Here is a 14,588-nt window from a genome sequence, read left to right on the forward strand (position 1 = left end):
ATGAAGGACGGTATGTCCAGTTCCGGCCCTGGCGGCCCTGGCGGCCCTGGTCGCAGAGACGCTGCCCGCAAGATGGAACTCCAGCGGGCATCGTCTTCCACGGACATTCTATGCACAACATTCCATGCCCAGGCCCGGCAAAAACCCCGCCATGCCGTCAACAGCGGTTCACGGGAACGTTCTGCGCCCAGACCTATCTATACAAGCCATGGCTCCCATTTTTCCCATTATTTGCGGCGCGCATTCTGCGCCGGGCACCGAGGAATACACAGCCTCCTACAATCCCCAACATGGCGCAAACCTTTGACATCTGTATTCGTGGGGCCGGCATCGTCGGCCGCACCCTGGCCCTGTTGCTCGCCCGTGAACGCCTGCGCGTCGCGCTGGTCGCGTCGCCTACGCCGCCCGCGGGCCACCATGACGTGCGCGCCTATGCGCTGAACGCGGCCTCGCGCCAGCTGCTCGATTCGCTGCGCAGCTGGCCCGACGCCCAGCACGCGACGGCCGTGCGGCATATGGAAGTGCATGGCGACCTCGACGGCAATGTGCATTTCGATGCCCAGGCCCAGGACGTCGATGCGCTGGCCTGGATCGTCGACGTGCCGGCGCTGGAAACCCGGCTGGGCGAAGCCGTGCGCTACCAGCCGCTGGTCGAAGTCGTCGACGCGCCCGTGGCCGCGCCGCTCACGGCCGTCTGCGAAGGCCGGGCCAGCCGCACGCGCGCCGAGTTCGGTGTCGAGTTTTCCGTCGTGCCCTATGGCCAGCATGCGATTGCCACGCGCCTGCATTGCGAGCTGCCGCACGGCGAAAGCGCGCGCCAGTGGCTGGCGCCCGAAGGCATTCTCGCGCTGCTGCCGCTGGACGGCCCGCAAGGCCAGACCGTGGCCGTGGTCTGGTCCATAGACCAGGAAAACGTCGACACCTGGATGAACGCCAGCCCCGAGGCATTCACGCAGCGGCTCGAAGACATCAGCCAGGGCGCGCTGGGCCGGCTCACGCTGGCCAGCGAGCGCCTGAACTGGCCGCTGCAGCAGGCCATGGCCGACCGCTGGAGCGGTGCGTCGCCAGACGGCCGCAGCTGGGTGCTGGTCGGCGACGCCGCGCATAACGTCCACCCGCTGGCCGGCCAGGGTCTCAACCTGGGCCTGGGCGATGCCCAGGCGCTGGCGCGCGTGCTGCAGCAGCGCGACGCCTGGCGCAGCACGGGCGACAACCGCCTGCTGCGCCGCTACGAGCGCGAGCGCAAGGCCGCGCTCGCTCCCATGGGACTGGCCATGGACGGCCTGCAGCAGCTGTTCACGCGCCGCGAGGCGCCGTTGCAGGCGCTGCGCAACTGGGGCATGAAAGGCTTCGAACACAGCGGCCCGATCAAGGCCTGGATGGCGCGCCAGGCCATGGGACTCGGGGCCTGAGGGCGCGACGCAGGCACAGGCCTGCAGCGCCCTGCCTCTCAATGACTACGGAATACTTGCTATGAAACTGATTTTTTCCCTGCTGGCCTCTGCTCTTTTGTCCGTCGGCATGACGGCCCAGGCCCAGGACGCCGGCCTGCGCAAGACGCTGACCGAGCGCATTCCCCAGCTCGACAAGATCGAGGAAGTGCGGCCCACGCCCATGGCCGGGCTGTTCGAAGTGCGCATAGGCACCGACCTGTTCTACACGGATGCCAAGGGCAACTACCTGATCCAGGGCGAACTGATAGACACCAAGGCGCGGCGCAACCTGACCGAGGACCGCATCAACCAGCTGACGTCGGTCGACTTCGCAGCGCTGCCGCTCAAGGATGCGTTCACCATCGTGCGCGGCAACGGCGCGCGCAAGATGGCGGTGTTCGAAGACCCGAACTGCGGCTACTGCAAGCGCTTCGAACGCGACCTGCAGAAAGTCGACAACGTCACCATCCACTTGTTCCTCTACCCCATCCTGAGCCCCGATTCGGCCGAGAAATCGCGCAACATCTGGTGCGCCAAGGACAAGGTACAGGCCTGGCATGACCTGATGCTGCGCGACAAGGCCACGCCGCCGGCGAGCTGCGACACCGCGGCGCTGCAGCGCAATCTGGCGTTCGGCCGCAAGTACAAGATCACCGGCACGCCGACGCTGATCTTCGCCAACAACGCGCGCGTGCCGGGCGCGATCAGCGCCGCCGACGTCGAAAAGCACCTCTCGGCCCAATGATCGCCGGGCGCGCGAGCGCCCAGCGCCTTTTCTCCCCGCGGCTCCGGGCACGGCATTGCATGCGTCCAGGGGCCCTGCCCCTAACCATCACGCCATGCCCACCAAGCACCCTGCCGCCCCCGCCACCCTTCCTGCCGACGTTCACTATCACGTCAGCGCGCAGGACCTGCACGCCCATCTGTTCGCGATCGAGCTGCGCGTGCAGGCCCCGACCGCGCAGCAGCAGGTCGCGCTGCCGGTCTGGATTCCGGGCAGCTATCTGGTGCGCGAGTTCGCCAAGAACCTGCAAGGCCTGCAGGCAACGCAGGCGGGCGAAGCCGTCGCCGTGCGCCAGCTCGACAAGCAGCGCTGGCAGATCGACTGCGCGGCCAGCGTGCCGCTGACGCTGAGCTATCAGGTCTGCGCCTATGACAACTCGGTGCGCACCGCCTGGCTCGATGCGCAGCGCGGCTTCTTCAACGGCACCAGCCTGTGCCTGCGCGTGATCGGCCAGGAAGACACGCCGCACAGCCTCGAAGTCGCGGCCACGGCCGCGACCGCCAGTTGGTCGATTGCCACCGGGCTCACGCCGGCGCGCGTCGACGCCCAGGGCTTTGGCCTGTACCGTGCGGGCAACTACGACGAGCTGGTCGACTGCCCTGTGGAGATGGGCAGCTTCTGGAGCGGTTTCTTCGAGGCCGGCGGCGTGCGCCACCAGTTTGTCGTTGCCGGCGCGGCCGAATCCTTCGACCATGAACGGCTGCTCGAAGACAGCCGCAAGATCTGCGCAGCCGCGATCGCCTTCTGGCAAGGCGCGCCGCACAGCCGCTATGTGTTCATGCTCAATGTCGTCAACGACGGCTATGGCGGGCTCGAACACCGCAACTCCACGGCGCTGATCTGCAACCGCCGCGACCTGCCGCGCGTGGGCGACAGCAAGACCAGCGACGGCTACACCACGCTGCTGGGCCTGATCAGCCACGAATACTTCCACACCTGGAACGTCAAGCGCCTGCGTCCCGACGCGTTCGCGCGCTATGACTACGATCGCGAGAACTACACCGAGCTGCTGTGGTTCTTCGAAGGCTTCACCAGCTATTACGACGATCTGCTGCTGCTGCGCGCGGGCCTGATCGACGAGGCGCGCTACCTCAAGCTGATCACCAAGACCATCAACCAGGTGCTGCAGACGCCGGGGCGCGCGGTGCAAAGCGTCGCGCAGTCGAGCTTCGACGCCTGGGTCAAGTACTACCGCCAGGACGAGAACACGGCCAACAGCACCGTGAGCTACTACACCAAGGGCGCGCTGGTTGCGCTGTGCCTGGACCTGAGCCTGCGCCGCGACGACCGCAGCACGCTGGACGCCGTGATGCGCGCGCTGTGGCAGCGCTGCGACGCGGGGCCTATGAGCGAAGCCGACGTGCTGGCCGTGTTCGAGCAGCTCGCGGGCCGCAGCTTTGCACCCGAACTGGCGCAATGGGTGCATGGCACGCAGGACCTGCCGCTGGCCGAACTGCTGGCCGTGCACGGCGTGCGCCTGCAGGCCGAGCCGCCCCAGCCCGCGCAGCGCCTGGGCCTGCGCGTGCAGGAGAACCACAGCGTGCAGATCAAGGCCGTGCTGCGCGGCGGCCTGGCCGAGCGCGCGGGTTTCATGGCCGGCGACGAATGGCTGGGAATCGAACTGGAAAGCGGCGCGGCCTGGCGCATTGCCAAGCTCGAGGACCTGGCGTTCTACGCCGGCCAGGCGAGCGCGCTCAAGGCGCTGATTGCGCGCGACCAGCAGTTGCTGCGCCTGCCGCTGACGCTCAGCGAGGCCGATGCGCCGGTGGCCAATATCGGCCTGGCGATCACCGACAACGTGCTCGCGCGCCGCTGGCTGCGCGACGAGCCGGCCATCACCGACGAAGTGCTGCCCTGAGCCGGCCGCAAGGCGACGAAACGGTGACAGCCCCCCTGCCCGGCCTTGGGTATAGTGGCAATACAACTACTACCGGAGATATTCCCTTGGCCTACGAAATGCTGGAAGTTCGCACCGAAGCCGACAAAGTCGGCGTCATCACCCTCAACCGCCCCAAGCAGCTCAATGCCTTGAACGAACAGCTCATGACCGAGCTGGGCGCGGCGCTGCAGGCGTTCGATGCCGACGGCAACATCGGCTGCGTCATCATCACCGGCAGCGAAAAGGCGTTTGCCGCGGGCGCCGACATCGGCGCGATGGCAAAGTACAGCTTTGTCGATGCCTATAAGGGCGACTACATCACGCGCAACTGGGAAACCATTCGCAGCATACGCAAGCCGGTGATCGCGGCGGTGTCGGGCTTTGCGCTGGGCGGCGGCTGCGAGCTGGCGATGATGTGCGACTTCATCATCGCCGCCGACAACGCGAAGTTTGGCCAGCCTGAAATCAAGCTGGGCGTGATCCCCGGCGCGGGCGGCACGCAGCGCCTGCCGCGCGCCGTGGGCAAGGCCAAGGCCATGGACCTGGCGCTGACCGGCCGCATGATGGACGCGACCGAAGCCGAGCGCGCGGGGCTGGTCAGCCGCGTCGTGGCGCTCGACAAGCTCATGGACGAAGCCCTGGGTGCGGCGCTGCAGATCAGCAACTTCTCGCAGATCGCGGTGATGGCGGCCAAGGAATCGGTCAACCGCGCATTCGAAGGCAGCCTCAGCGACGGCGTGATGTTCGAGCGCCGGCTGTTCCACGCGCTGTTCGCCACCCAGGACCAGAAGGAAGGCATGGATGCGTTCGTGAACAAGCGCCCGGCCAACTTCACGCATCAGTGACGCGGAAGATTTTTGCAAGAAAAACACATTGAATGGCTTGAGTCCGCGATTTTTTGCATATAATTGCTGGCTTCGGTCGTATAGCTCAGTCGGTTAGAGCGCAGCATTCATAATGCTGATGTCGCAGGTTCGAGTCCCGCTACGACCACCAAACAGGAAACCGCAGTGCTTGCAAAAGCACTGCGGTTTTTTCTTTGCAGCAATGAAATTTTTCCAGCGGCGTTTCGGCTTACGGATGAAAAATTCCAACATGGCTGCAAAGGAAATTTCTTACTATATAATTTCGGGTTATCGGTCGTATAGCTCAGTCGGTTAGAGCGCAGCATTCATAATGCTGATGTCGCAGGTTCGAGTCCCGCTACGACCACCAAATTCAAGCCCCAAGCGCGCAAGCGCTTGGGGCTTTCGCTTTTCCGAGGCTGCACTCGGCCCCTGCCCTTTCAGCTCACACGGTCTGGTCGGCGTGCGTGAGCTGCCAGATCTCCACAACCTCTGCGACAAGAGCGACTGCCGCACCATTGGCGGGTGCGGCAATACGTATTTCTTTGTTACGCACTGCATCCAAACGCGTGCCTCCCGGGTAGTGGACAGGTCGGCACCAAATCGCAACCAACAAAGTGCATGACATTTCCTCCACTTCAAGGACATGCAAATGAATCGGTTCCAGATCTTTCGCCCGGTAGCGGTCATGTCGGCTGTTTTCGCTTTGGCTGCCTGCGGCGGCAACGGTGATGCGGATGCACCGGACCAACCGTCGGTCACCTTGGGCAACACCATCGCCGTCACCGCCTCCGGCCGTGTCATCAGCTTCAACCGTACCGATCCTGGCGCGCTGTCCAGCAACATCGCGCTTTCCGGCTTGGCGACGGGTGAAACCCTGGTCGGGTTCGATGTGCGTCCGGCCGACGGCCTGATCTACGCGGTCAGCTCGAACAGCCGCATCTATACGCTGGACGCCAAGACCGGTGCGCTGACGTTCAAGTCGGCGCTCAGCACCCCGCTCGCGGGCAGCCAGTTCGGCGTCGACTTCAACCCGGTCGCGGACCGGCTGCGTCTGGTCAGCAATACGGGACAGAACCTGCGCGTGGATGTGACCACGGGCACGGCCACCGTCGACGGCCCCATCAATGGCGTGGCCGGCGCGATCATCACGGCTTCGGCGTACACCAACTCGTTCGCCGGCGCGACGACCACACAGCTCTACAACCTCGATGCGGCCGGAACCTTGTATCTGCAGGACCCGCCCAACAACGGCACGCTGGCAAACCCCGTGGTGCAGAAGGTCGCGTTCTCGGTCAGCAACGGTTTCGACATCGATGCGCGCAGCAACCAGGCCTATGCGGCGCTGTCGGTGAACGGCAGTGCGCAGCTCTATACGATTGCGCTCAGCGGCACCGACGGCGCGAAACGCGTGGGCACGATCGGCAGCGGCGAAGCGCTGCTGGGCCTCACGCTCATGCAGCCCTCGGCGGCCGTGGTCTACGCCCTCGATGATGCCGGCCAGCTCAGAAGCTTCTCGCCGGCCACGCCCGGCACGCTGTCGGCGCCCGTAAGGATCTCGGGCCTCGCGGCGGGCGAAAACGTTCTGGGAATCGACTTCCGCCCGGCCAACGCACGCCTCTATGCGCTGACCGGCAACGGCCGCCTGCTGACCGTCGATCCGGCGACCGGCACCGCGACAGCAGTAGCCAACCTGAGCGCCGACGCGGCCGATACCACCGCGCCTTATGCGGGCTTGCGCGGCAGCAGCTTCGTCGTCGATTTCAACCCCGTGGCCGACCGCCTGCGCGTGATCAGCAACCTGGGCCAGAGCCTGCGCATCAACGTCGACACCGGCGCGACCACGACCGACGGCGACATCAACCGCTCCACGCCCGCCGTGGTCGCGGCCGGCGCCTATACGAACAGCTTTGCCGGCACCACGGCCACCGATCTCTACGACATCGACAGCGCCCAGAACGTGCTGGCCAAGCAGATGCCGCCCAACGACGGCACGCTGGTGAACGTCGGCGCGCTGAATCTGAGCGTCAACGGCGCGGGATCGCTGGACATCGCGGGCGGTGCCAACGGCCTGGTGCTGGCCGCGCTGCGCACCTCACCCCTGGGGCCGTTCAGCCTCTATACCGTCGCGTTGACGACGGGTGCGGCCACGCTGTACGGCAACACCAGCGGCGATGCCACGCGCTCGTATATCGGCGGCGCAGCGGGCCCGGTGGTGCGCGACATCGCGATTCGCTATTGAGAGCGAATCCGCGCTTCTGACGCGACGCGCTCCACGCCTTGTCTCCCAAGGCGGCGTGGGCCGTCGCGCTGCGTTATGGCAAGTTCCGCATAACGAAGCGTGAAAAGCTTCGTTGGGTAAATCGGCAGGCAAATCTAGCATCGTCAGGCTATCGCTGAGCCACCGCTTCCCGGTGGACCGCAGTGAACCCATCACCTGCCGCTGGATTCCCATGCCACATACCCAAGCCCCCAAAGCTGACCTCGACACGCGCGTGCGCGTGGCTGTCGATGTCGGCGGAACGTTCACCGATGTCGTGCTGCTGCGCGGCGCGACCAAGCACACCGTCAAGGTGCTGACCACGCCCCAGGCGCCCGAGCGCGCCGTGCTGGCGGGCGTGGAGGAAATCCTGCGCCTCGCGGGCCTCGCCTGGCCACAGGTCGAGCTGCTGATCCTGGGCACGACGCTGGCCACCAATGCGCTGATCGAGCGCAAGGGCGCCAAGACCGCGCTGATCACCACCGAAGGCTTTCGCGATCTGGTGGAGATCGGCCTCGAGGACCGCTTCGCGCAATACGATGTCTTTCTGGAAAAGCCCGCGCCGCTGGTGCCGCGCCACTGGCGCCATGGCGTCGTGGAACGCGTCAACGCCGCGGGCCAGGCGCTGACCGCGCTCGACGAAGACCAGGTCGTGGCGCTGGCGCGCCAGCTCGTGGCCGACGGCATTGAAAGCGTGGCCGTGTGCTTTCTGCACGGCTATGCGAATCCGCTGCATGAACGCCGCGTGCGCGCCCTGCTGGCCCAGCATGCGCCCGAACTCTGGGTGTCGCTGGCCTCCGATGTCTGCCCCGAGATCCGCGAATACGAGCGCCTGTCGACGGTCTCGGCCAACGCCTATGTGCAGCCGCTGGTCGCCGGCTATCTGCGCCGGCTGCAGCAGGGCCTGAAGGAGCGCGGCCTGCAGTCCGAGCCATTCCTCATGACTTCGGGCGGCGCGCTGACCACACTGCAAAGCGGCATAGACGAGCCCGTGCGCCTGGTCGAGTCGGGCCCCGCGGGCGGCGCGGTGCTGGCGCGCCAGGTGGCCGAGCAGATAGGCGCGAAGCGCGCGCTGTCGTTCGACATGGGCGGCACCACGGCCAAGATCTGCTTCATCGACGACTACCAGCCGCAGATCAGCCGCAGCTTCGAGTTCGGCCGCGTGCACCGCCATCTCAAGGGCTCGGGCCTGCCGATACGCATTCCCGTGATCGAGATGGTGGAGATAGGCGCGGGCGGCGGCTCGATTGCGCGCGTCAACCACCTGGGCGTGGTGCAGGTGGGCCCCGACAGCGCGGGCTCCAGCCCCGGCCCCGCGGCCTATGGCCTGGGCGGCGCGCTGCCCACGGTCACCGACGCGCATGCGGCGCTGGGCCATGTCGATCCCGCGCGTTTTGCCGTCGGCAAGGTGCAGCTCGACCCCGAACTGGCGCGCGCCGCGCTGGCCAGCGGCCTGGGCGCGCAGACCGGCCTCGCGCCCGAACCCGCGGCCCAGGCCGTGGTCGACATCGTCACCGAGAACATGGCCAATGCGGCGCGCGTGCATGCCTCCGAACTCGGCAAGGCCGCCGATGAAAGCACGCTGATCGCTTTCGGCGGCGCCGCGCCGCTGCATGCCGCGCTGCTGGCGCGCAAGCTGGGCATTGCGCGCCTGGTCGTGCCCAACTCGGCGGGCGTGGGCTCGGCGCTGGGCTTTCTCTGGGCGCCGGTCGCCTATCAGACGGTGCGCAGCCTGCACCAGCGGCTGGACCGCATCGATCACACGGCGGTGCAGCGCCTGCTGAGCGAACTCACCGAGACCGCCGACGCCATCGTGCTGCGCGCCGCGCCCGGCGAGGTGCTGGTGCGCCAGCGCCAGGTGTTCATGCGCTACGCGGGCCAGGGCCACGAGATTGCCGTGCCCCTGCCCGAAGGGCGGTTCGATGCCGCGGCCAGCGCCGCGCTGCACCAGCGCTTCGAGCAGCGCTACGCCGAACTCTACGGCCGCAGCCTGCCGCATATCGCGGCCGAAGCCGTGAGCTGGTCGGTGGCCGTGCAGGCCGGCGAACATGCGGCGCCCGCGCCCGACTTCATTCCCGCCGACCGCGCCGCCGCGGTTGCCACCCAAAGCCGCCAGGTCTATGACGCCGAGAACGGCGACTGGCAGGCCGTTCCGGTCTATGAGCGCCATCTGCTGCAGCCAGGGCAATGGCTTGCCGGGCCGGCGCTGATTGTGGAAGACGAAACCACTACCCATGTGATCACGGGATTCGAAGTGCGCGTGAGCCAGCTCGGCGCGCTGATTCTCGACGACACCCTGCAGCTCGCGCCCAGCACGCTGGAACATGAAGAGGCGGTGACCGCATGAGCGCCACGCCACAACGCCACGCCACACGTCAAGCGATACGCCAGCAGCTGATCTGGAGCCGCCTGCTGGCCGTGGTCGAGGAGCAGGCCCAGGCGCTGATACGCACCGCCTTCGGTACCTCGACGCGCGAGGCCGGCGATCTGTCGGCCGGCGTGTTCCTGCCCGACGGCCGCATGATTGCCCAGGCCGTGACCGGCACGCCCGGCCATGTGAATTCCATGGCCGACTCGGTGCTGCATTTCCTGCGCGCCTACCCCGCCGCGACCATGCGCGACGGCGATGTGTTCATCACCAACGACCCGTGGAAAGGCACGGGCCATCTCTATGACGTGGTCATGGTCACGCCGGTGTTCCACCTCGGAAAAATCGTCGCGCTGTTTGCCTCTACCGTGCATGTGGTCGACATCGGCGGCCTGGGCGCGGGGCCCGACGGCCTGGAGATCTACCATGAAGGCCTGTTCCTGCCGCTGCTGCACTTCGTGCGCGCCGGCGTGCTGGAGGAGTCCATCCTGGCCATCGTGCGCGCCAATGTGCGCGAGCCCGAGCAGGTCGAGGGCGATCTGCATGCGCTGGTCGCGTGCAACGCCGTGGGCGCGCGCCGGCTGCAGCAGCTGCTGCGCGAGTTCGCGCTCGACGACCTGCAGGCCCAGGGCGACTACATTGTCGAGCGCTCGGCGCGCGCCATGCGCGAAGCGCTGCGCGACTGGCCCAAGGGCACCTGGCACAACCACATGACGGTCGACGGCTACGACACGCCGCTGGAACTGCACGCGGCCGTGACCATAGACGACGACGGCGTGCGCGTCGACTTCAGCGGCACCTCGGGCACGGTGGCGCGCGGTATCAACGTGCCCAAGGCCTATACCGATGCCTACACCTCGTTCGGCATACGCTGCCTGATAGGCTCCGACGTGCCCAACAACTCGGGCTCGCTGGCCGCGATCCAGGTGAGCGCGCCCGAGGGCTCCATCGTCAACGCGCTGCCGCCCGCGGCCGTCACCGCGCGCTCGGCAATAGGCCAGATGCTGCCCGATCTGGTGTTTGGCGCGCTGCGCCAGGCCCGGCCCGACCGCGTGCCGGCCGAAGGCGCGTCGGCGCTGTGGAACATCCACCTGGTCGGCGGCCGGCCGTTTCCGGGCGGGCCCAACGAGGCGCTGGCCCAGGCGCGGCGCTTTTCCATCACCAGCTTCACCACGGGCGGCACGGGCGCGCGCCCGGGCCAGGACGGCCTGTCGGCCACGGCCTATCCCAGCGGCGTGCGCAACGTCTCGCTGGAGATCCTGGAAACCCAGGCGCCGCTGCTGTTCCGGCGCAAGGAATACCGCGCCAACTCGGGCGGCGTCGGCGCGCAGCGCGGCGGCCTGGGCCAGACGATTGCCGTGGAGAACGCCGACGGCGCGCCCATGGTGCTGGCCGCGAGCTGGGACCGCGTGCGCTTCGCGCCGCGCGGCGCGCTTGGCGGCGGCGACGGCGCCAGGGGCCGGGCCTGGCTGCAGCACGCGGGCACGCCGCTGCGCGGCAAGGGCCGACAACTGATTCCCGCGGGCGAGGTGCTGATCGTCGAGACGCCCGGCGGCGCGGGCCTGGGCAATCCGCGTGAACGCGCGCCCGCGCGCCTGGCGCAGGATCTGCGGGCCGGACTGGTCACGCCCGAGAACGCGGCGCCCTACGCGGCGGCCACGGAGGTCTCGGCATGAGCGCGACCCAAGTCATACGCCAGCAGTTGGCATGGAACCGGCTGCTGTCGGTGGTCGAGGAACAGGCGCAGACGCTGATACGCACGGCGTTCGGCACGCCCACGCGCGAGGCCGGCGATCTGTCGGCCGGCGTGTTCCTGCCCGACGGCCGCATGGTCGCCCAGGCCGTGACCGGCACGCCCGGCCATGTGAATGCCATGGCCGAGTCGGTCAGGCATTTCCTGCATGCGTTTCCCCTGGACACCATGCGCGCCGGCGATGTGTTCCTGACCAACGACCCGTGGAAAGGCACGGGCCATCTGTTTGACATGACCATGGTCACGCCGGTGTTCCGCGCGGGCCGCGCCGTGGCGCTGTTTGCGGCCACGGTGCATGTGGTCGACATCGGCGGCATAGGCTCCAGCCCCGACGGCCTGGAGATCTACCACGAAGGCCTGTTCCTGCCCATATTGCGCTTCATCCGCGCCGGCCGGGTCGACCCCGCGGTGCTGGCCATCATTCACGCCAATGTGCGCGATCCGGCCCAGGTCGAAGGCGATCTGTTTGCGCTGGTGGCCTGCAACGAAGTCGGCAGCCGGCGGCTGCTGACGCTGATGCAGGAGTTCGCGCTCGATGACCTCGACGCCCTGGGCGACTACATCATCGGCCAGTCGGCGCGCGCCATGCGCAACGCGCTGGCCGACTGGCCCAAGGGGACCTGGCACAACACGCTGGTCGCCGATGGCTACGACGCGCCCATCACGCTCACGGCCAGGGTCACGATCTCGGACGACGGCATCGACGTGGACTTCGCCGGCACCTCGGGCACCGTGGCGCGCGGCATCAACGTGCCCAAGGCCTATACCGATGCCTATACCTCGTTTGGCGTGCGCTGCCTGGTGGGCGCCGACGTGCCCAACAACGCCGGCTCGCTGGCGCCGATTCGCGTGCAGGCGCCCGCAGGCTGCATTCTCAACGCGCTGCACCCGGCAGCGGTCACCGCGCGCCATGTCGTCGGCCAGCTGCTGCCCGACGTGGTGTTTGGCGCGCTGCGCCAGGCCAGGCCCGATCTCGTGCCCGCCGAAGGCGCGTCGTCGCTGTGGAACCTGCAGCTGGTCGGCGGCGAAGGCCTGGCCGGTGCCAGCGCCGAAGACAACGCCGCGCTGAGCCATGGCCCGCGCTTCAACATCATCAGTTTTTCGACCGGCGGCACGGGCGCGCGCCCGGGCCAGGACGGGCTTTCGGTCACGGCCTACCCCAGCGGCGTGCGCAATGTGTCGCTGGAAATTCTCGAGACCCAGGCACCCGTGGTCTTCGAGCGCAAGGAATTGCGCCAGGACTCGGGCGGCGCCGGCGCGTCGCGCGGCGGCCTGGGCCAGGTGATCGAGGTGCGCCATGCCGACCCGGCCGCAGCGCTGCTGATTGCCGCGGCTTTCGACCGCGTGCACCACCCGGCGCGCGGCGCGCTCGGCGGCCTGGACGGCGCGCCCGGCCAGCTGCAGCTGGCCTCGGGCGCGACGCTGCAGCCCAAGGGCCGCCAGGTCGTGCCCGCGGGCGACCGGTTGATAGTCGCCACGCCCGGCGGCGGCGGACTGGGACGGCCTGCGCAGCGACCGCTGGCGCGCATCGAGCAGGACCTGCGCCACGGCCTGATCTCCCCCGAGGGCGCCGCAGTCTATGCCGCTGGCCCCGCCAGGCCCTGAATGCCTGCCGACTTTCTTTTTCCCGCGCTCCCAATAAAAGCCATGAAACTCTTGTTCACGTCCCATTCCCGTTCCCTTCTGGCCACAGCCCTGCTGTCCATAGGCCTGGCCAGCCACGCGGCGCCGCCCGATCACTCGGGTTCGCTGACGCTGCTGCTGCCCACCGAGCCCACGGCGCTGGTCACCGTGAGCAATGTCGCCACGCCCATTCTGAGCGTCAGCGCCAAGGTCACCGAAGGCCTGCTCAAGTACGACTACGGCGTCAATCCCCAGCCCCAGCTGGCAACGAAATGGAGCATCAGCCCCGACGGCCTGACCTATACCTTCAATCTGCGCCAGGGCGTCAAATGGCATGACGGCCGCGAGTTCACTTCGGCCGATGTCGCGTTCTCCATCGATCTGCTGAAGAAAATCCACCCGCGCGGACGCAACACCTTTGCCAACGTCAACGCCATCGACACGCCCGACAAGCACACGGCCATCATCCGCCTGTCCAGGCCCGCGCCGTATCTGATACGCGCGCTGGTGGCCACCGAGACGCCCATCGTTCCCAAACATCTCTACGACGGCACGCAGGCCCAGTCCAATCCCCACAACAACGCCCCGGTGGGCACCGGCCCGTTCAAGTTCAAGGAATGGGTGCGCGGCAGCCATATCGTCTATGAACGCAATGCCGATTACTGGGACAAGCCCAAGCCCTACATCGACCAGCTGATCGTGCGCTTTGTCGGCGACCCGGCCGCGGCGGCCGTGGCCTTCGAGACCGGCAGCGTCGATCTGGGCTACCGCACGCCCGTGCCGCTGTCCGATCTGGAGCGCCTCAAGAAGATTCCTGCGCTGCGCTTCGAGACCAAGGGCAACAGCTATTCGCACAACGTCACGCGGCTGGAGTTCAACCTCGACAACGCCTACTTCAAGAACGACAAGGTGCGCCAGGCCGTGGCCCACGCGCTGGACCGCAGCGTGATCGTCAAGGTCGTGAACTACGGCTACGGCAAGGTCAGCTATTCGCCCATCGCTCCCGGCCTCACGGCCTACCACGACCCCGCGCCCTCGCCCTATGCCTACGATCTGAAGAAGGCCAATGCGCTGCTCGACGAGGCCGGCTATCCGCGCAAGGCCGGCGGCGTGCGCTTCGAGCTGCCGCTGGACTTCAACCCGATCAGCGCCGAAGGCTCGCGCCTGCCCGACTACATCCGCACCGCGCTGGCGCGCATTGGCATTGCGGTGACGGTGCGCGCCCAGGACCCTAGCGCCTTCATCAAGCGCATCTACACCGACCGCGACTTCGCCTTCACCACCAACGGCGCGAGCAACCTGTTCGACCCGACGGTGGGCGTGCAGCGGCTGTACTGGTCGAAGAACTTCATCAAGGGCGTGCCCTTCTCCAACGGCACGCACTACAACAACCCCGCGGTCGACAAGCTGCTCGAAGACGCGGCCGTCGAAAACGATGTCGCCAAGCGCAAGAAGCTGTTCAAGGACTTCCAGGACACCGTGGCGCGCGACGTGCCCGATCTCAACCTCTACCAGCCCGAGTTCATCACCATCGCCAACCAGCGCGTGCACGACCACTCGCTGACGGCCGATGGGGTGGAATCGAATCTGGCGGATGTGTGGGTCGAGCCCAAGAAGTAAATACCGGCCCTTCGACAAGCTCA

9 protein-coding genes and 2 tRNA genes are annotated in these 14,588 nt (G+C 67.3%); all 11 read left to right on the forward strand.

Translation table 11 applies throughout. The annotated features are described in order from the left end of the window. Nucleotides 1–290 precede the first annotated feature (290 nt). The 11 genes from ACSVDO_RS17830 (at nt 291) to ACSVDO_RS17880 (ending at nt 14,565) form a co-directional block, all read left to right on the forward strand. Nucleotides 291–1,412, forward strand: coding sequence for an FAD-dependent monooxygenase (locus tag ACSVDO_RS17830; RefSeq protein WP_489593761.1), 1,122 nt, complete (start codon nt 291–293; stop codon nt 1,410–1,412). A gap of 61 nt (nt 1,413–1,473) precedes the next feature. Then, entirely contained in the window at nt 1,474–2,178 is a 705-nt protein-coding gene (locus ACSVDO_RS17835) for a DsbC family protein (protein WP_332539821.1), read from the forward strand. 94 nt (nt 2,179–2,272) lie between these two features. Continuing rightward, nucleotides 2,273–4,075, forward strand: a complete 1,803-nt coding sequence (locus ACSVDO_RS17840; RefSeq protein WP_489593762.1) for a M61 family metallopeptidase — start codon at nt 2,273–2,275, stop codon at nt 4,073–4,075. An 86-nt stretch (nt 4,076–4,161) separates the two neighbouring features. Further along, nucleotides 4,162–4,941, forward strand: a complete 780-nt coding sequence (locus ACSVDO_RS17845) for an enoyl-CoA hydratase (protein WP_332539818.1) — start codon at nt 4,162–4,164, stop codon at nt 4,939–4,941. A 74-nt stretch (nt 4,942–5,015) separates the two neighbouring features. Further along, nucleotides 5,016–5,092 (forward strand) — tRNA-Met (locus ACSVDO_RS17850). 142 nt (nt 5,093–5,234) lie between these two features. Beyond that, nucleotides 5,235–5,311 (forward strand) — tRNA-Met (locus ACSVDO_RS17855). A gap of 282 nt (nt 5,312–5,593) precedes the next feature. Beyond that, nucleotides 5,594–7,183 carry a DUF4394 domain-containing protein gene (locus tag ACSVDO_RS17860; RefSeq protein WP_489593764.1) on the forward strand — a complete coding sequence of 530 codons (1,590 nt, stop codon included), beginning with the start codon at nt 5,594–5,596 and terminating at the stop codon, nt 7,181–7,183. 211 nt (nt 7,184–7,394) lie between these two features. Continuing rightward, nucleotides 7,395–9,548, forward strand: a complete 2,154-nt coding sequence (locus tag ACSVDO_RS17865) for a hydantoinase/oxoprolinase family protein (protein ID WP_489593766.1) — start codon at nt 7,395–7,397, stop codon at nt 9,546–9,548. Continuing rightward, nucleotides 9,545–11,245 carry a hydantoinase B/oxoprolinase family protein gene (locus tag ACSVDO_RS17870; protein WP_489593768.1) on the forward strand — a complete coding sequence of 567 codons (1,701 nt, stop codon included), beginning with the start codon at nt 9,545–9,547 and terminating at the stop codon, nt 11,243–11,245. The genes ACSVDO_RS17865 and ACSVDO_RS17870 overlap by 4 nt, the downstream gene beginning before the upstream one ends. Further along, on the forward strand, nt 11,242–12,927 hold the full coding sequence (locus ACSVDO_RS17875; RefSeq protein WP_489593770.1) for a hydantoinase B/oxoprolinase family protein: 1,686 nt from the start codon (nt 11,242–11,244) through the stop codon (nt 12,925–12,927). The genes ACSVDO_RS17870 and ACSVDO_RS17875 overlap by 4 nt, the downstream gene beginning before the upstream one ends. A 42-nt stretch (nt 12,928–12,969) precedes the next feature. Beyond that, complete coding sequence (locus ACSVDO_RS17880) at nt 12,970–14,565, forward strand: ABC transporter substrate-binding protein (RefSeq protein ID WP_489593772.1); 1,596 nt, start codon at nt 12,970–12,972, stop codon at nt 14,563–14,565. Nucleotides 14,566–14,588: the final 23 nt, after the last annotated feature.

It is taken from the genome of Comamonas sp. DB36 (genome assembly GCF_057914905.1).

Excerpts from the sequence above, each read along its gene's own strand:
- ACSVDO_RS17830 (WP_489593761.1), top strand. The coding sequence starts at position 291 with ATGGCGCAAACCTTTGACATCTGTATTCGTGGGGCCGGCATCGTCGGC.
- ACSVDO_RS17835 (WP_332539821.1), top strand. The coding sequence starts at position 1,474 with ATGAAACTGATTTTTTCCCTGCTGGCCTCTGCTCTTTTGTCCGTCGGC.
- ACSVDO_RS17840 (WP_489593762.1), top strand. The coding sequence starts at position 2,273 with ATGCCCACCAAGCACCCTGCCGCCCCCGCCACCCTTCCTGCCGACGTT.
- ACSVDO_RS17860 (WP_489593764.1), top strand. The coding sequence starts at position 5,594 with ATGAATCGGTTCCAGATCTTTCGCCCGGTAGCGGTCATGTCGGCTGTT.
- ACSVDO_RS17865 (WP_489593766.1), top strand. The coding sequence starts at position 7,395 with ATGCCACATACCCAAGCCCCCAAAGCTGACCTCGACACGCGCGTGCGC.
- ACSVDO_RS17870 (WP_489593768.1), top strand. The coding sequence starts at position 9,545 with ATGAGCGCCACGCCACAACGCCACGCCACACGTCAAGCGATACGCCAG.
- ACSVDO_RS17875 (WP_489593770.1), top strand. The coding sequence starts at position 11,242 with ATGAGCGCGACCCAAGTCATACGCCAGCAGTTGGCATGGAACCGGCTG.
- ACSVDO_RS17880 (WP_489593772.1), top strand. The coding sequence starts at position 12,970 with ATGAAACTCTTGTTCACGTCCCATTCCCGTTCCCTTCTGGCCACAGCC.